The sequence below is a fragment of the Fodinibius halophilus genome, assembly GCF_011059105.1.
In the GTDB taxonomy this organism is placed as follows: domain Bacteria; phylum Bacteroidota; class Rhodothermia; order Balneolales; family Balneolaceae; genus Fodinibius; species Fodinibius halophilus.
In genome coordinates this window covers 258,637-276,406 of record NZ_JAALLS010000002.1, presented here as the reverse complement: position 1 = coordinate 276,406, position 17,770 = coordinate 258,637, and the positions used below count along the sequence as shown (strand labels likewise).

Here is a 17,770-nt window from a genome sequence, read left to right as displayed (position 1 = left end):
AATGAAAAAGCTCTTACTGTATCTTACTGCTTTCTGCTTTATCTGTTCTTGCCTTTCTGGCACGTCATATCAGAAAATGGTACTTAAGGAAGTTATTAATGATCCCAATAACGATGGATTATTTGATGATAGGGAAACCATCAACCTTTTAGCCAACAAATATTCTATTTGGGAACCGGGGACAGAAATAAATCTGCCGGGGAAGAAAGTTAAAACTCTAAGCCCATCTGATTCTAAAGAATTAGAAGTAATTGAATTTACTTCTTATGTAGAGACAGACAGTACTATTTCTGTAGAAATGAATCTGCTGCATAAAAATGCCATTTACAAAGCTAACTTTAAAAAAGAGGGAAGATCTCTTAAAAAATTGTCTTCTAATTTAATTTTTGTAAGACGTCCCTTGCAACAGTAACCGCTAATTTACAGCTCATTACTCCTGATACTTATCATTTTACAGGATATATGGTAGGATATGATTCTGTTACAACGAACAAGTTTTTTATTAGCGCTGGTGATTCAATACGAGTTAATTTTCATTTAGAGCCAGAAGGTTCACTTCATAAATAATAAGCAACCAATCACAAAAAGGATATGATGCGGATTATTAAGTACTATACTATCATCATGTCTTCTTTTATCAAAGCTCGGCATCTTAAGGTCTACAGGGCACCTTTAATGGTGGTGATGGATAGATCCTGAAACAAGTTCAGGATAACAGTTACATCCTTACATTGCCCCATCTCTTAAGGAGTATAGCAAGATATTGTGGCCGGAGCATCATTTTTTAAACAAATCGATTTACTGAACTATTTTTTTGCTTGGTAGACAGTCATGGGTGGGATGTTGCGCCACTCCCAGTCGGTGGTAACATTACCGAAGGTATCTTGCAGTGAATCTTCGAGATGACCGGACGTTTGGTAGGCCAAGAACTCTCCGCCGACGCGCAGCAGCTGGTAACTTTGGCTCAGGATTGAAGATTTCGTATCCGGATCCAAAAAAGAAAAGGGAATGCCGGAGATAATAAAATCTGCTTGCCCAATGATATCTTTGGGCAACAGGTCGTTTACATGCTCTACGCTCTGGTCGTAACTGGTGACACGAGGATCCTTGATCTGTTGGAGCTTATCGTAGAGGATTTCGTTGGTTTCGAAGAGATAAAGATGCGAATCATCCGTCATATGCTGCAGCAGGTAACGCGAAAACACCCCGGCACCGGCTCCATATTCGACCACGGTAATATCTTTTGAAAAGTCGATCGGCTGACACACCCGACGCACGCAAAATCGCGAGGTGGGCGTGACCGAAGCTACATCTTTATCCTTAAAAAAGCTCTTTAGATACGCTAACGTACTCATCTTTAGTTATTGGTTAATTGTTATTGGTTATCAGGGCTTCCAATCAACTAATAACCAATAACTGGTAACGAAATTACAGTTCTTCTTTTAGTTGTTCGATCTGATCACGGATGCGCGCCGCTTCTTCGAACTCCATATTTTGAGCCGCATTATACATGGTCTCCTGTAAATATTCCATAAACTCTTCTTTGTTATCGAAGGTGACCTCCTTCATGGCCGGGTTGGCCTTGTACTTAATGCCTTCGTCGGCCACTTTAACCACTTCAAGGGCTTCGTCGTCTTCCCCATCGCCGGGATCCTTGAGATCAAAACTCTTATTGGATATCAGTGCCGGATCAACAAGCGGCTTGAGCTCTTTTTCAATGGTCTTGGGCGTGATGCCGTGCTCTTCGTTGAATTCTTTCTGTATCTTGCGGCGCCGTTTGGTTTCGTCGATCACGGTCTGCATACTATCCGTAATCTTATCGGCATACATAATTGCTTTACCTTCGACGTTACGCGCTGCACGACCAACAATCTGGAAAAGGGAAGTCTCTGAACGCAGGAACCCTTCTTTATCGGCATCGAGGATGGCTACTAAGCTGAGCTCCGGAATATCAATCCCCTCACGAAGCAGGTTAATTCCTACGAGCACATCAAAATCGCCGCGGCGGAATTTAAAGAGTACTTCTACCCGCTCCATGGCATTGAGCTCGCTATGCATATAGGCCGCAGAAATACCCACGCTTTTGAGATACTCACTGAGCTCTTCGCTAAGTCGTTTGGTAAGCGTAATGCAGAGCACACGATCGCCATTGGCAATTCGTTTTTGAATCTCTTCCAGCAGATCATCGATCTGGTTGTCAACGGGACGCACTTCTATTTCGGGCTCCATCAGCCCGGTAGGTCGTACAATCTGTTCTACAAACACACCCCCGCTTTTTTCCAGCTCATAATCGCTGGGCGTAGCACTCACAAATATCGCTTGGTTTACCACACTCTCCCACTCTTCGAACGTCAACGGCCGATTATCCATAGCCGATGGCAGGCGAAATCCATTTTCGACAAGTTCAATTTTACGGGAGCGGTCCCCGCCGTACATGGCTGATATCTGGGGCACGGTCTGGTGACTTTCGTCCACAACGAGCATAAAATCATCGGGGAAGTAGTCGAACAGGCAGTACGGCCGTTCGCCCGGCTTACGGTTACTGAGGTACCGTGAGTAGTTTTCAATGCCGGAACAGTACCCAATCTCCTGCATCATCTCGATATCAAAGAGGGTGCGCTGCTCCAGGCGCTTGGCTTCCAGGTATTTACCCTCATCATCCAGCGTGCCGATACGATGGTTCAGTTCATCCCGGATTTGATCGATGGCTTGGTTCAGGCGATCTTCGGTTGTTACATAGTGCGAAGCAGGATAGATCTTAAATTCCTGTACCGTATCCAGCACATTACCGGTTTCGGGATCTACAATCTCCATCTTTTCGATCTCATCGCCCCAGAAAGAGATACGCAACCCATCTTCGGCATAGGCGGGATAGAGATCTACCACATCGCCCCGCACTCTAAACGTCCCTCGCGTGAATTCGCGATCGTTCCGCGTATAGTGCAGGTCCACAAGATCATACAGCAGTTTGTTTCTGGGGATCTCCGTGCCGGTCTCAAGGGTAATAATCAATTTCTGATATTCTGAAGGAGAGCCGATACCGTAAATACAGCTTACTGATGAGACAATAATTACATCTCGTCGTCCCGATAGCAGCGAACTGGTGGCCCGCAGTCGAAGGCGCTGGATCTCATCGTTTATCGACAGATCCTTTTCGATATATTTATCCTGTGAAGAGAGATAAGCCTCCGGCTGGTAGTAATCATAATAGGAGATAAAGAACTCTACTCGGTTATTGGGAAAGAAATCGCTGAGCTCCCGGTACAGCTGGGCCGCCAATGTTTTATTGTGGCTCATCACCAACGTCGGTCGTTCTACCTGATCAATAACATCGGCAACAGTACGGGTTTTACCGGAGCCGGTAATCCCTAAAAGGGTCTGGTACTTGTCTCCGCCCTCAATGCCTTCTACCAGTTCTTCAATTGCTTGTGGCTGGTCACCTGCCGGTGGCCAGGGAGATTGTAAATCAAAGTTGGACATCTAAATAATATGGATTTTAACGTTAGTCGTAGCCGTTGCTTGTGTTAGCTATGCGTCTATGGAGAACTTTTTAAGCTGCTACTCTCATAAACATTTTTTATATCTGATTTTACCCTTCATAAGCCTGCCTACTAATAACGAATATTAGTATCAATCATTCACTAAAAATCCCATATTTTTAGGGCAATTAACAGTGATGCTTCAAATTAATTTTCAAAACGGCACCTATGCTTTAATATCGATGCAATATAAAATCCTTTCGGTATAGCAGTAACAAATTCCTTATTTTTAGAAGCTTTTTACAGCTGTATCGGGCTTAAACGCCTGATCCATCCCGAATATGTTGAATTAAATTTTATGAGTCCCGTAATTGTATGACCCCGAAAGAGAAGAAACTCAATCCCCAGCGGAAACGCATTGACGAAATTGATAAAAAACTGCTGGATCTGCTGTCTGAGCGGCGGGAGATTGTGCACGAAGTGATCGACAAGAAAATCCAAAACCAGCTTCCCATTTTTGCCCCTAAACGGGAAGATGAAAAGACCAAAAAGTTTCGCGAAATGGCCGCGGATCATGATTTAGATCCCAATTGGGCGGAAGACTTCCTGCGCATGATTATGGCTTCTTCGCGCTCCAGCCAATCTTCTAAAGAATTTCCGCGTGCAACCGAAGAGCCCAAACACATTCTTGTGGTAGGAGCAAAAGGAGGCATGGGGAGCCTCTATTCGCGCATTATCAAACAAACGGGACATGAACTCTATACCATTGATAAGCACAACTGGCATGAGCTGGAAGAGATGGCACCGAAGCTTGACCTGGCTATTGTTACTGTGCCTATTAACGTTACGGTGGATGTTATTGAGAGAATCGCGCCCAAACTAAAATCGGATACGATTCTGGCAGATTTTACCAGTAATAAAACAGAACCAATTGAGGCAATGAAAGAGGCCCATGACGGTCCGGTATTGGGGCTGCACCCTATGCACGGTCCGGGAGTCGACAACCTGTCGAAACAGCTGATGGTCTTTTGCCCGGTAAGAGATCAGGACGCCTCAGAATGGGTAGTCAAACAATCGAAGCTGTGGGGTATGCGTGTGGTTGAGGCCGATGCGGAAAAGCACGATCACGTAATGCATATGGTACAGGGACTGCGCCACTTTGTAGCCTTAACACACGGCTCATTCATGAAGACCTATGACCTGAAGCCGCAGGATATCCTGGACTACTCTTCGCCCATCTACCGCGCCGAGCTGATGATGACGGGACGAATTTTTGCCCAAAGCGCCGAACTCTATGCGGATATTGTCTTTGCCAATGAAGAGCGTCGAGAGCTGCTGCTCAACTTTATTGAGCACAATGATAAGCTAGCCCGGATGGTAAAAAATGATGACAAAGAAGGCTTTGTCAAAGAGTTTGAGTCCGTCACCGATTTCTTTGGCAAGTTTGCCAGCCAGGCGCTCGAAGAAAGCGGCTACCTGATTAATCGGCTGGCCGATCGGTTTGCTTAAATGGGACCTTTTTGAAATCCTCACTCCTATGTTATTCCATCGGCTTACCCTTTTATGCGGGAGTACAACTCCCTCTAAGCTGGTTTTTTAAGGCTTTGAAAGCCTTAAAAATTAGCTTGGAGATAGACGCTCTAAGTCTTCGTGGCTGACCTGTATTACACGAATTCGGCTCCCCCCGCTATACCGTTCACGGATATAAAAATTACCTTCTTCGTCAACATCATCCACATGCCACTGGATTAGGTTATTTTCTTTATTGGTTATAGGAATTGATTTAATAGGGGCATAGTCTAACGGTTCAAACTTTTGATTATATATTTCCACCCCGAACTTCCTGGTTTTATCAAAATCGGAGAATGTAAAATGAAAATAGTAGTTCTTATAATAGAATAATCCTCTTGACATACTATGGATAATGTAATTTAGTTTATCATCATAATATATAGAGGACAATGATAAGTCCGGTTTGCGGTCAGAGTCTTCTTCAACTTGGGAAAAAGCAGTTTTTGACCAAATGCCCTTAAGCTCTTCAGCTTTTTTCCACTTCCCTCTTTGCTTTTTAAACCTATAAAAAGTGCCACTGTAAATTGAAGGGACAAACATTAAGGAATCGTTATTCTTTTTTAATACACTGCCCGTTATCGAAAATAAAAAACTGGAAATACCTTTATTCCCAATATTTAAATCAGATATTTTCAGAAAGCTACTTTTTTTTGCTGATAAATCAGCCTTATAAAAGTGTGCCAGTGTAACATCAGCAATATTTGACGGATCTGTTCTACCTTCCGGATACAATAATAAAAAGGAGTCCATAAAAGGAATTATTTTTATGGTCGATGCAACTCCTTTTATGCTATGCGTTTTAAGCAATTTTCCATCTACATTAAATACAGATAGTCTTTGCAATGGCTGATCCCACACATAAATAGTACTATCTGCCAATTCAATATTTCGAATAGTATTAAACTCTCCCGGTCCTCTACCCTTTTCACCAAATGACTTCAAATAATCCCCATTGCTGGAATATACTTTAATTACTGACTCTGCTGCATCAGCTACATAAATATTTCCATTATCTGCACTTTCCACACCCGATACCGCATGGAGAGTACTGTTTGTAAGTGAATCTGTTTTGCCAAATTGAACTACCTGTTCAAAAGATACATCGATAAAACGATCCTTATAATCTTCTCCAGGATTACAGCTTGCTAAGTATAATACCGCAACCAAACATGCACATACTCTGTACCTCTTCATAGCAATGAAACTTATTAAAAAATACGCTATCCGAAATATTTGTTACTGAACCAGACGCTCCAAATCTTCGTGGTTGACCTGCATTACCCGTACTTGCATGCCTTCATCATTTCTCTGCAAAAAGTAGAAATTTCCATTTTTATCGACATCCTCAACTCCCCAAACCAAAGCATTATCCTCTTGGTTTGTGATGGGTATTGACTTTATAGGCGTAAATCCAATGGGGTTCATATCTTCGTTATAAAGCTCAACACCAAATACTCGTTTTTCCTTAATATCCGTAAAGACAAAGTGAAATATATAACCGTCATACTTAAATAACCCGCGGGACCAGTTGTGGCCAATAAAGGAGATATCTTCAGATCGATATATTGATGAGATCGCGGCATCCGGCTTCCTTTTTCCATTCGTTTCTTCCATTAAAGAAAAAGGTGTTTGCCGATTTAGGCCGTCATAGGTATCAACTTGTTGCCATCCATTATTCGTCTTTGCGTATTTATATATTTTACCGCCATATATAAAAGGAACAAATATGAATTCTTGATTTGTTACAATATGCAAAGAACCATACCATCCCCCCAAGATTTCAGATATTTTTTCAATATTTTCGTTGATATTTTCCACCCTTAAAAAGTTTGCTTGAGGGGTTGAAAAATCTGCAGAATATATATGGCCTAGTCGTACCGTATTGTACTTATCCAAGTTTTTATTTTCCTCGTGCAGAGCCAAATATGAATTTTCCAAAGGGTATATATGCATGGGAAACGGACTTCCTTTTAAGTTTTTTACAGTTTTGAGCTTACCGTTTAACCCAAATATGCTTATTCGCTGCATATTTTGATCCCATGTTAAAACCGTACTGTCGGTCACTGCAAATCCTTGTATATCGGTTATTTCTCCCGGCCCCCTGCCCCTTTTACCAAAACTACTGACAAGGTTACCTTCAGAAGAATATACCTTTATTTTTGAAACCCCCGCATCGGCCACATAGATTCTCCCCCCCGGCCCTAATCGAACTTCTCGTGCGTAATTTACTGTTGACTCTGAAAGTGAGTCGGGCTGACCAAACGTTAACATCTCTTCAAATGACAACTCAATATATTCACCTTGGTAAGGATCTTGATTCTTACAACAAAAAATAAAACCTAAAATAATTGCAAAAAAAATAATATTTCGAATCATAAATTCTTGATTTTTATCACCTCTGCCAAGTGTTTAACCGGCAGAGATGATATTTTTTCACATTTAAACTTCTTCTAACTCTAATACAGGATATCCATTTTCACAGCTACCGCTTTGAGTACAACCAAACATTGTTGGTCTACATAAAGTTGCTCCTGCATCCACGGCATAACAAGTACCACCATCATCGGGATCTCCACCACAAGCTTCACAATCGCCACTCGTTTGTCCATAAGCAGTAAAGGAAAATGCGAGGGTTGCAGTGAAGAATAACGTTGCAAGTATTACAAATAGGTTCTCTTTTAATGTATGTAACATAGTACTCTCTATTTAGTTTAGGTTTTGTTTCGCTTCCAGTTCATAGAAGGCTTCCTGAACCAGATTCTTTTTAAAGGTCGGAGTAGTAGAAGAGGTAAAAATACCTATACGCCCAACCACTTGTTCTTCTCTTAGATCAAATAATACGATTTGGTTAATTCCACTCACATCCTGTTTCCATGCTCTTATCTTTGCTGCCAGCTTTGACTTTTTGTCCAACAAACTTGATGAGAAAGGGAACTTAATTAAGTGATTCATCCGCCGGTAATCGGTAGAATCATTACCTACAATAACGCCATGTTTCGCTACTGAAAAGCTGTTCAAGGGTGAGCTGTCATACTCTTTGACCGCTTGCGCATATTCTATAATTTCATTTATACAGCTGGAGCACAATTCATCTGCTACAACAAATAGCGCCAAGGCATCATACGATTTCGTCGAATCTATATAATTGGTTATCAAGGCAGGGTTATATGCATGATCTTTAGGATCTAAATGCCCCTCAAACTCTGAACCATTTTGGTCACCGCCTTTTAGAAAGGTAATGCCCAGTACTACAAATCCAATGAGTACTAAAATAGAAGCTGTTATATTTTTAGCGCTCATAAGTCTCTTTAATAGTTATCTGTTTACCTACAAGAGACTAGCCAACCCAAAATGTTACACTTTACCCCCCCCCATGTTTTACAAATATTAGCAAAACCTAATACTTGCGGGACTTACAGTTATATAGAACTTGAAGCCGTCGCCGATTTCTTTGGGAAGTTTGCCAGCCAGGCGCTCGAAGAAAGCGGCTACCTCATTAACCGGCTGGCCGATCGGTTTGCTTAGAATATTTATTACTCACTCAGGCGTTCTAAATCTTCGTGGTTGACCTGCATTACCCGTACTTGCATGCCTTTATCGTTTCGTTGCAAGAAGTAGAAATTGCCATTTTCATCGACCTCCTCTACAGACCAGCTTAGGTAGTTATCTCGTTCATTAGAAATTGGTATAGATTTAATGGGACTATATCCAATTGGAGATACATTTTCATCGTAAACCTCAACACCCAACACCCGTTTATCATCAATGTCGGAAAACGTAAAATGGAAAAGATAGCCGTTATATTTTAACAGACCTCGGGACATGTTATGAGCTATGAATTGTATGTCTTTAGAGATATTCACGGAAGATATCCTTCCATCAGGTTTTCGTTCATTACCATTCTCAACAATTGAATAAGGCAATTGCTGGTTCAAACCTTTGTAACTATGCTCTTTTCCCCAACTACTTGAATTCTTTGAATACTCATATATATTTCCGTTATAGATGATCGGAATAAATAGAAACTTTTGATTGTCTTGAATTAAAATATTTCCAAACCTTGTAAGTAAAAGTTGGGAAATATCTTCAAAATGTTCATTTACTTCATCTAGGATTAAAAAATCTTTCTTCCTATCGGAAAAATCTGATGAGTAAATGTGACCCAAACGTGTTTTACTAAATTGATTTCCGTAATGTCCATCCCCATGAAGAGCCAAGTAAGAATTTCTGAAGGGATATAGATACATAGGAGATGGCAAACCCTCAAAGTTACGTACAGTACGAAGCTGACCGTCTAGACCAAATATACTCATTCGCTGAATGTTTTTATCCCAGACTAAAACTGTACTATCCGTTACTGCAAATCCCTTGATACCGGTTAATTCGCCCGGCCCTCTCCCTCTCTTGCCAAAGCTATTAACAAGTTTACCTTCAGGAGAGTATACCTTTATTTTTGAAACCCCTGCATCGGCCACATAGATTCTTCCGGCCGGTCCTAACCGTAGATCTCTTGCATAATGTATTGTTGATTTTGAAAGTGAGTCGGGCTGGCCAAACGTTAACCTCTCTTCAAAGGACAGTTCAATGTACTCTCCAGCATAAGGATCATCGGGAGAACCACAGCTTACGATTAAGAAAAAGACTATAATTACCGATATTTTAGTCCTCATTATCTCTCAAGTTAAATAGACTTTTCGCTACCAAATAGTTTAGCGATATAAATTATATATGCAAAAACTAACCGGTAATTAAAACCTGATTCCTTTGGCAAGTTTGCTAGCCAGACGCTGGAAGTAAGCAGCAACCTGATTAATCGACTGGCCGATCGATATGCTTAAGAAACTTTATCATAAACCAGGGATGCAAAAGGAATACTCAAGACAAATGTAGTTCCTTCTCCCAGCTCACTATCGAAATCAAGCATTCCGTCGTGCGATTCAACCAGATCCTTGCACAAACGGAGCCCTATGCCCGTTCCTTTTTCACCGGCCGTACCCGTTTGGCTTTCGTTCGTTTCGTCTCGGAATAACTGGTCCTGTACCTCTTTCGACATGCCCTGGCCTTCATCCTTGACCTTTACGTGCCAATAGTCATCATCAGAAGCTAAGCTGATAGTAACTTCGCCCCCCCGATGACTAAATTTTAAGGCATTGCTCAACAGATTACGGACCACCGTCGTAATTACCTGCCTGTCCCCTAATACTGTTTTATCAGCATCGTTGTTTTCAAAGATGAAAGTAACATCTTTGCGATTCGCAGATACCCGTAACAGGTTTACCACCTGCTTAATAGCCGTTGCAATAGGAAACTCTTTAATATCTAAACTCAAATCCCCATCCTGAAAGCGAGCCCAATCCAACAGGTCTTCCAACAAAGAAGCCGTATTTACCGAAGATTGATGTATAATCTCCAGGCTCTCTTTTAGTTCTTCACTTTCATCATATCTGTCGGCATCTGCAATAAGAAGGTCTGCAAATCCTACGATTGATGACAGCGGGGTTTTAAGATCGTGCCCAATTACCGAATATATTTTACTATTCGTTTCATGGAGTTTTTTCAACTCTTGATTTCGATCTCTCAGTTCGTCTTCCATTCGTTTCCGATGAGTCAAATCCTGAAATACTCCATAGAGCTGGTATACTTCTCCCATTTCATTTGTTTGAACTTTTCCAATGGCACGTACCCACCGCTTGTTACCCTTTGCGGTAACAAGGGGAAGCTCGACATCATACCCCTCTCCCTTATCAATTGCCTCTCGCAGGCCCTCCCTGATTTTAGGCTGGGCAGACTCATGATAATAGCTTATAGCTTCATCAACGGTAATTTCTCTATCAACCGGAAGTTCATGAATCCGATAAACCTCTTCTGTCCAAAACAATTTTTCTGTCTCCAAATTGTATTGCCATCCCCCGGTTGAAGAAAGGCGCTGAGATTCCTTAAACAGCATTTCCAGCTTTTTCCGTTTTGTGACATCCCGAGAGCTTGTTTGGAGCTGGACCACCTTTCCCCGTTCGTCGGTAATAGGTTCTGTAGAGGTCTCAAACCAGATATAATCTCCATTTTTTTTACGGATCCGATATTCAAAATTCTTAACCTGCCTACCTTCTCTGGCTGATTGATGCGATCTATTACGGATATCCTTAAGATCATGCGGATGGAATAGTTCGTAGGCATTTCTTCCAACAAGCTCAGCAGGGGTATACCCTAATATTTTTTCTGCCGATGGAGAAACAAAACGATAGGTCCCGTTGGGATCATGCAAACATACCATATCGGTTTCATTAACGGTAACCACCTCATAGAGCTCTTCTCGTTCCTTTAATTTCTCTTGCATCTCCTTTTTATGCAACGTATCAGAAACCCAATCACCTAATAGTAAAATAAAGCCTTTATCAAGTTCCGAGAATTTTTCGGCGCGGACTTCTGAGCTTGAAAAGTTAAGAGTGCCATATACCTCACCTTCTTTTGTGAGCGGAATCCCTATATAAGATTCCATCCCAAAAACCTGGTGGCAGGGATGACGCTTATGGAGCGAACGATTTATATTATCTATTGCAACTACATTTTTTACTGCCAATGTAATACTGCAATACGTTTCTCCCAGTGGAAATACTTGCCCCTCTTCTAAAATATTTTCTTCTGACCAACTGTGAGCGATAGTATACTGCTGTCCCTCAATATGACTTATAATACCGATATCGAGATCTAACAGTCCACAAGTTACCTCTAAGGCTTTCTCAAGCTGTTGAGGTATGCTTCTATCTGACTGAGATGTGATTTCATGCAGCAGATGAAACCTGTTTTCTAGTGATTTATTATCCGAAGTAGCTGAAACCGTTGTAAGCACTGATCTATATTTTAGGGTTCAGAAAAATATTTTGTAATCCCCATTAGTATAGCTACAAATATCACGCCAAGTTTCTCCCTTTACGCTTTTTAAAGGTATTTTCATATAAAAAAGTACTAATCCAGTGTTATCCAACTTTCCCTATTAGGGATCAAAGAAAAGTCCAGAAAAGCTACTCAACACCTCTTAATAGCCATAATTGCTATTTCTCAAAGCACAGCTCAACCGTTGTCCCTTGATCATTATTAGAGTAAAAGTTAAGGGTGCCATCCAATTGTTGGGTTAAGGTTTGAATAAGAGTCATACCCAGCGATTGTTGCTGCTCAAGGGCAAAATCTTCCGGCAGGCCGTCTCCATTGTCTTTAATTCTGATAACCAGTTCCGATCCTTTTACTTCTGAACTAACCATTATTTTGCCATTTTTCTTACCATCAAAGGCATGCTTATAGCAGTTCACGATTATCTCGTTAACAATAAGTGAACACGGAATCGCATGATCTAAATCCAAAGAAGTAGATTCTAAATCATAGCTGATATCAATATTTCTGTTGCTTGTATTATAAGTTTGACTTATCGATTCGACGAGCTCTTTGAGGTAGGTATCAAACCCGATATCTGCCAAAGCTTCTGATTGGTACAACTTTTCATGAATCATAGCCATTGAATGGATACGCTGCTGACTATCTCTCAACGTATTTAAAGTTGCCTCTTCTTCGGTGTTCATCGCTTGCAGTTCCAGAAGACCGGAAATCACCGACAAGTTATTTTTAATGCGATGATGAATTTCCTTGAGCATCGTTTCTTTTTCTTTTAACGAGCTGCGAATCCTCTGCTGCTCACGCTCTCTCTCTGTAAGATCAAAAAGTACTGTTTGTATTGCCGGTTTATCTTGATAGATCGTAGCAATAGAATGAATTAATACATGTTTTTCATTACCATCCAAGTCAATTATTTTCTGTTCCTGCTCGTTTTCTACCGGTAAGCCTTCCTCAAATTTTCTTCTTCGCTCTTTAACAAGATCTATATTATTGGGATGAGTAAAATCGAAAGCCGACCGCTCAATAAGTTCATCAGGAGATTCCGCACCATATAACGAAGCTCCTGCCTGATTGATAAAAACAATTTTTCCTGCCTGTACAATCTGTACCGGCTGTGGATTTTTTTTAACAAGATGCCTCCATTTTTTCTCCCCTTGCCTTAGTTCTTCCTGCTTCTTTTTTAAAGTTGTAATATCGTTTAAAACAGCAAGAATGGCATCTTGCCCTTTATATTTTATGGTGACCGGATAAGTACGAATCACTTTTTTATCATCCCCTTCAACAGGAATCTCGAAATCAGCAGGCGGAAGTTTTTCGACTTCTTTTATTTTTTCCTGCCTACTTCTAAGACGCTCCTTATACTTTCCATCGGCAAAGTTGACCATCTGTTCACCAAGCAGTTTTTCACGATCGGCTACCTCAACTAAATTCGAAGCTGCTTGGTTTAAATATTGCAACCGCCCGTCAACACTAATAACAATCCCTTGGGGAACATTTTCTACCAACCGGTGCCAGCGTTCTTCACTTTCCTCCAGTTTTTGTTTAGTCGTTATACGATCAGTAATATCAGTCATAAAGGCCATAACAAAGGTGGTTCCGCGCTTTTCCAAAATTGTTATGCTCACCTCCAAGTGTATAGCCTTGCCACTTTTATGTTGATGGCGAGTTCTAAATCTACCCCCACCCTGTTTTATTATCTTTTTTGTTCTTCTCTTAAAGTCCTCTTGATTAACAACCAGGTCAAGGTTATTAATTTTTTTTCCTATCAGCTCATCTGCCGTATAACCGACCATTTGGCAATACGCCGGATTAACATCAAGAATTTCATTCTTATTCATCGAAATCAACAGGTAGCCATCGATCATTGAGTTGGACAGGGACTTATCCAGCTTTACTTCAGCCTCAGGACTAAGCAACTCATGTACTGTTCCTACTAATCGCTTTTGCTGATTGGCATCAGCACCAACCAGTTCTGCTTGTAACTTAATATATCGGAATGAAGAATCTTTCTCCTCTATCCGCAATTCCGTATCAAGAGTCCCCTTCTTAGCTGCATTGTCTATAACAGTTTCAAACTTATTACGCTCTCCCGACGGGATATGGGCAGATAATTCTTCTTTATCCAGACCTCTCCCGGAAGACAGTCCCAATATGTGGGCTGCTTTGGAAGAACACCGGAATGTATCCGTTGCAATATTGAGCTCCCAACTACCCCATAAAGCTCCGCGCTCTAGCTCATTCATAGTATTTTAAAATCGATTGCTTCACCTATGCTCACTTTTCTGCAAATAGTAAAACAATATTCACTGGTTATTGAACATCAAAAGCCTACCCATTCATAAAGCGATAAACGGATAAGTTATTGTGTTTATTAACAAATTACAATAATCGCCTCCGCCCCAGCAGAGGTTGGCAAAATAGGCCCATAGCTATTAAATAAAGCTGGCGATATCCTTCAGCGGCTTTTTAGAAATATCGGGTACTTTAACATTCTCTTTCGGATATCCTACCACAAGCAAAAGAAAGGGACGTTCATTACTTGGCCGATCCAGTATTTCATTTAAAAAACCCATTGGGCTGGGAGTATGGGTTAGAGAAGCCAAGCCCGCGTTATGGACGGCTGCAATCAACATACCTGTAGCAATACCGACTGATTCTTTTACATAGTAGTGCTTCTGTTTATTCCCCTCTTCATCGATTCCATAACTTTGAGAAAAAATCGCAATTAAATACGGTGCTTCTTCCAAAAATGGTTTATTAGCATCAGTACCAAGCGGGGCTAAAGCTTCTAACCATTCATCAGTAGCTCTATTCTCATAAAACTCTCGCTCCTCTTCTTCGGCCGCTTCTCGGATCTCATTTTTTACTTCCGGGTCACTTATTACGGCAAAGTGCCATGGCTGCATATTTGCTCCATTTGGAGCAGTACCTGCTGTCATCAAGCAATCTTCGATTACCTCTTGTGGTACCAGACGTTCTGAAAACTCTCTTACTGTTCGACGCCGGCTCATATGCTCATAAAATGAGCGGGCTCTCTCGCGCATCTCCTCTACAGGATATTCTTCGTATTCATTATGTAAAACAAAGTTTTTGCTATTCATAAGATCTGCTTTATTACTCTTATAATTATGGGACTATCTCATTTTCACTGCAATTTAAAAAAGAATACTTATATAACAACAGCTACATTCCTAAATAAGACTTCTTCCTTCCCCCAATGAACCTTTATAAACTTTTACAATAACCTTTTAAAGGTTCGCACTACTTTTTTTAAAGGCAATTTTCCCCTTATAATAAACGTAACACCTACTTTACAACCTCACCTTTAAGGATTATATCAACTGTATTAAATAATATTAATCTTATCCAGACCTATTTTACCCTGTTATAATTGCGATGTATCTAAATTCTAGGTATTTATTAAGCCCTATTTATCAGCGTTGAAAAACGGGACTTATATTTTCTCGATATCTTAATATAACTTCAATAATGAAAGAATCTACTGTTCTCTCTCAATCGAGCAAAACTGGCTTTTTAACTGTCGTTTGGATCCTAATAACGATCCTATCCTCATTTGCCCAATCATCCGATGCGACTCTTCGCTTGGTTATCACCTCTGAAGATAACGGAAGGCCCATAGTTAATGCCAATATAGTACTTACCAATCCCGAAGGAGATACCCTTCATGCCGGAGCATCCAGTGTAAACGGAATTAAAGAGTTTTCAAACATAGCTCCCAAAACTTATCACATTCATATAAGCTACATAGGATATCAAAAATATCGGAAAGCCATTACCCTTGAAAGCGGTGACCCCCATGTTCAAAAAGTATCGCTTAAAACCGAAACTATCGAATCTGAGGGAGTTACTGTTGGCGTTAAAAGCGGAAGTGTCAAACGCGAAGCAGGACAACAAACTATTACTACTGAAGATATTGACCTAGTACCAGCTCCGGGCTCTGGAGGAGACCTTAGCAGCTATCTTCAAACCCTGCCTGGGGTGGTTACAACAGGTGACAAAGGAGGCGAATTTTATATCCGGGGTGGCACCCCTTCACAGAACATCGTTCTTCTCGATAATATGCCGATCATCAAACCATTTCATATTTCTAACCTTTTTTCAGCCTTCCCTAAAGAAGCTATTAACAATGTGAATATTTATGCCGGAGGATTTGGCGCCAAATATACCGGAGCTACCTCATCAGTACTTGACGTGAGTCTGAAGCAAGGTAATTTAAAACAGTACGAGAGCAGTGCTTCTTTAAGCCCATACCTTGTTTCTTTCCAAGCCGAAGGTCCCGTAATGAAAGAAAAAAGCTCGTTCTTTATTATCGGCCGACATTCTGCTATCGATCAAACCGCTCCTTCTTTAACTGGAGAAGAGGTACCGATATTATTTAATGATCTGATAGCTCGCTACTCGGTAAACTGGCCTGGTTTTAGCTGTAATATAACTGGACTTCATACCTACGACCGGGGTAAAATCAATCCCGAGCGGAATTTGCAACTCAAGTGGAATAACTCAGCTGCCGGTATTCGCTGTCTGGGATATGGTGAGAACGTCAGTCATACCTTGGATATCACTGCAGGATATTCCAATTTTAACAGTTCAGAAAGAGGCGTCGACGGTTTTGGGCGTGAATCCGGGGTTACCAAAGCCTATTTCCAATTTGATAATGGCGGAACCTTCTTGGGCATGAAGATGGATTATGGGTTTCGATGGAATTTGAATTTTTATGATGCTAAACTGGATGAACCTTATCCCGAATTACGGGATAAAAAGCAACGATTTCCCGGCTTAGATAGCTCTATGGACAAGTTTAATTCAATCTTCAGCGGATATGCATCCTTGGATTTAAAACCTTTTGAAGGCTTGACTATAACGCCAAGCATAGCCTCTCAAAACAGGCTTCAAGATATGCATTTGACATTTGAACCCCGTATCCGTATCGCATGGAACCCTAATAACAATGACCGTCATGAGTTTAATTTCGCAGCTGGCCGATATGTACAAATGGCGGAAGGTATAACAGACGAACGAGATGCGGGAACGGTCTTCTATGTTTATAAACCAGTAGGTTCAGAGGGAGCAATGCCTACAGCCCTGCATGGCATTTTAGGATATCGACGCCAAGTAGGCCAATCTTTTGAAGCAAGTATAGAAGGATATGTAAAAGATCAATCCAATATTTTGGTTTCTAAGTGGACGCAAGAACCCGGGAATACCATCCGTACTATTACTGCTGATGGCTTTACTTACGGAGCAGATATTCAACTAGAGCTTAACACATACCCATTTTATTTCTCTCTCGGATACGGATTAGCAGAAGTAACATACAAAATGCCGAAATCGTCACTTCCAACCTGGTTTGAAGGCTCTGAATTCACATACAATCCATCACACGATTTGCGACACCAACTTAACATTATCGCAAGTTACAAAGTGGCTGGCTTTACGGCTAACCTAAACTGGCGATTCAGTAGTGGAAGTCCCTACACACGTCTTTTTGCCTTTGATCTGAAGCTCGATAATTTACCCGACGATGGTGTACTAACCAACCGGGGCACTGCAAAATCCCTGTACTCAAAACCTTTTGACGGCAAACTTCCAAGCTTCCATCGCCTTGATATCTCCTTGAGTCGGAACTTTGAACTGACACCCAACTTTGCACTGAAAGCAGAAGCCGGTGCGATTAATGCCTATAACATGAGAAATGTATTCTATTATGATGTAAATACTTTGAGCCAAGTTGACCAAACCCCATTACTACCCTACATCTCAGTAACTGCCAACATTAATAAATAAGTATGGCCTAATTATAAACTTGTCTTGTC

General features: G+C 41.1%; 14 protein-coding genes. 4 read left to right on the top strand and 10 right to left on the bottom strand.

Going from position 1 to position 17,770, the window contains the following annotated elements; all coding sequences use genetic code 11:
- Position 1 precedes the first annotated feature (1 nt).
- Positions 2-412 (top strand): hypothetical protein, encoded by a 411-nt coding sequence (locus G3569_RS02925; protein WP_165265908.1) that lies wholly within the window; start codon positions 2-4, stop codon positions 410-412.
- Between the two features lie 394 nt (positions 413-806).
- Here G3569_RS02925 and G3569_RS02920 read toward each other — a convergent pair whose 3' ends face one another.
- Both G3569_RS02920 and uvrB read right to left on the bottom strand, forming a co-directional pair.
- Positions 807-1,355 (bottom strand): class I SAM-dependent methyltransferase, encoded by a 549-nt coding sequence (locus tag G3569_RS02920; RefSeq protein ID WP_165265906.1) that lies wholly within the window; start codon positions 1,353-1,355, stop codon positions 807-809.
- Between the two features lie 73 nt (positions 1,356-1,428).
- Positions 1,429-3,480, bottom strand: a complete 2,052-nt coding sequence (gene uvrB / locus G3569_RS02915) for an excinuclease ABC subunit UvrB (protein ID WP_165265904.1) — start codon at positions 3,478-3,480, stop codon at positions 1,429-1,431.
- Between the two features lie 374 nt (positions 3,481-3,854).
- On the opposite strand from uvrB, the gene tyrA reads away from it, so the two are divergent.
- A complete protein-coding gene (tyrA, locus tag G3569_RS02910; RefSeq protein ID WP_165265902.1) occupies positions 3,855-4,988 on the top strand; it encodes a bifunctional chorismate mutase/prephenate dehydrogenase in 1,134 nt (377 codons plus the stop codon).
- 111 nt (positions 4,989-5,099) lie between these two features.
- Here the strand turns inward: tyrA and G3569_RS02905 are convergent, their stop codons facing one another.
- The 4 genes from G3569_RS02905 to G3569_RS02890 form a co-directional block, all read right to left on the bottom strand.
- Positions 5,100-6,245 (bottom strand): 6-bladed beta-propeller, encoded by a 1,146-nt coding sequence (locus G3569_RS02905; protein WP_165265901.1) that lies wholly within the window; start codon positions 6,243-6,245, stop codon positions 5,100-5,102.
- 42 nt (positions 6,246-6,287) lie between these two features.
- A complete protein-coding gene (locus tag G3569_RS02900) occupies positions 6,288-7,427 on the bottom strand; it encodes a 6-bladed beta-propeller (RefSeq protein ID WP_165265899.1) in 1,140 nt (379 codons plus the stop codon).
- A gap of 63 nt (positions 7,428-7,490) precedes the next feature.
- Positions 7,491-7,745, bottom strand: a complete 255-nt coding sequence (locus G3569_RS02895; RefSeq protein WP_165265897.1) for a hypothetical protein — start codon at positions 7,743-7,745, stop codon at positions 7,491-7,493.
- A 12-nt stretch (positions 7,746-7,757) separates the two neighbouring features.
- The gene (locus tag G3569_RS02890; RefSeq protein ID WP_165265895.1) at positions 7,758-8,351 is read right to left on the bottom strand and encodes a hypothetical protein; all 594 of its coding nucleotides are present in this window, start codon (positions 8,349-8,351) and stop codon (positions 7,758-7,760) included.
- Between the two features lie 51 nt (positions 8,352-8,402).
- Between G3569_RS02890 and G3569_RS02885 the strand changes: the two genes are divergently transcribed.
- Entirely contained in the window at positions 8,403-8,576 is a 174-nt protein-coding gene (locus G3569_RS02885) for a hypothetical protein (protein ID WP_165265893.1), read from the top strand.
- Positions 8,577-8,584: 8 nt separating this feature from the next.
- On the opposite strand, the gene G3569_RS02880 is transcribed toward G3569_RS02885, so the two are convergent.
- The 4 genes from G3569_RS02880 to G3569_RS02865 form a co-directional block, all read right to left on the bottom strand.
- Positions 8,585-9,721, bottom strand: coding sequence for a 6-bladed beta-propeller (locus G3569_RS02880; RefSeq protein WP_165265891.1), 1,137 nt, complete (start codon positions 9,719-9,721; stop codon positions 8,585-8,587).
- Positions 9,722-9,885: 164 nt separating this feature from the next.
- Positions 9,886-11,898 carry a PAS domain-containing protein gene (locus tag G3569_RS02875; protein ID WP_165265889.1) on the bottom strand — a complete coding sequence of 671 codons (2,013 nt, stop codon included), beginning with the start codon at positions 11,896-11,898 and terminating at the stop codon, positions 9,886-9,888.
- 202 nt (positions 11,899-12,100) lie between these two features.
- Positions 12,101-14,179 (bottom strand): PAS domain S-box protein, encoded by a 2,079-nt coding sequence (locus G3569_RS02870; RefSeq protein WP_165265887.1) that lies wholly within the window; start codon positions 14,177-14,179, stop codon positions 12,101-12,103.
- A gap of 189 nt (positions 14,180-14,368) precedes the next feature.
- On the bottom strand, positions 14,369-15,037 hold the full coding sequence (locus tag G3569_RS02865) for a nitroreductase family protein (RefSeq protein ID WP_165265885.1): 669 nt from the start codon (positions 15,035-15,037) through the stop codon (positions 14,369-14,371).
- A 388-nt stretch (positions 15,038-15,425) separates the two neighbouring features.
- On the opposite strand from G3569_RS02865, the gene G3569_RS02860 reads away from it, so the two are divergent.
- Positions 15,426-17,741 (top strand): TonB-dependent receptor, encoded by a 2,316-nt coding sequence (locus G3569_RS02860; RefSeq protein WP_165265883.1) that lies wholly within the window; start codon positions 15,426-15,428, stop codon positions 17,739-17,741.
- Positions 17,742-17,770 lie beyond the last annotated feature (29 nt).

Excerpts from the sequence above, each read along its gene's own strand:
- G3569_RS02925 (WP_165265908.1), top strand. The coding sequence starts at position 2 with ATGAAAAAGCTCTTACTGTATCTTACTGCTTTCTGCTTTATCTGTTCT.
- G3569_RS02920 (WP_165265906.1), bottom strand. The coding sequence starts at position 1,355 with ATGAGTACGTTAGCGTATCTAAAGAGCTTTTTTAAGGATAAAGATGTA.
- uvrB (WP_165265904.1), bottom strand. The coding sequence starts at position 3,480 with ATGTCCAACTTTGATTTACAATCTCCCTGGCCACCGGCAGGTGACCAG.
- tyrA (WP_165265902.1), top strand. The coding sequence starts at position 3,855 with ATGACCCCGAAAGAGAAGAAACTCAATCCCCAGCGGAAACGCATTGAC.
- G3569_RS02905 (WP_165265901.1), bottom strand. The coding sequence starts at position 6,245 with ATGAAGAGGTACAGAGTATGTGCATGTTTGGTTGCGGTATTATACTTA.
- G3569_RS02900 (WP_165265899.1), bottom strand. The coding sequence starts at position 7,427 with ATGATTCGAAATATTATTTTTTTTGCAATTATTTTAGGTTTTATTTTT.
- G3569_RS02895 (WP_165265897.1), bottom strand. The coding sequence starts at position 7,745 with ATGTTACATACATTAAAAGAGAACCTATTTGTAATACTTGCAACGTTA.
- G3569_RS02890 (WP_165265895.1), bottom strand. The coding sequence starts at position 8,351 with ATGAGCGCTAAAAATATAACAGCTTCTATTTTAGTACTCATTGGATTT.
- G3569_RS02885 (WP_165265893.1), top strand. The coding sequence starts at position 8,403 with ATGTTACACTTTACCCCCCCCCATGTTTTACAAATATTAGCAAAACCT.
- G3569_RS02880 (WP_165265891.1), bottom strand. The coding sequence starts at position 9,721 with ATGAGGACTAAAATATCGGTAATTATAGTCTTTTTCTTAATCGTAAGC.
- G3569_RS02870 (WP_165265887.1), bottom strand. The coding sequence starts at position 14,179 with ATGAATGAGCTAGAGCGCGGAGCTTTATGGGGTAGTTGGGAGCTCAAT.
- G3569_RS02865 (WP_165265885.1), bottom strand. The coding sequence starts at position 15,037 with ATGAATAGCAAAAACTTTGTTTTACATAATGAATACGAAGAATATCCT.
- G3569_RS02860 (WP_165265883.1), top strand. The coding sequence starts at position 15,426 with ATGAAAGAATCTACTGTTCTCTCTCAATCGAGCAAAACTGGCTTTTTA.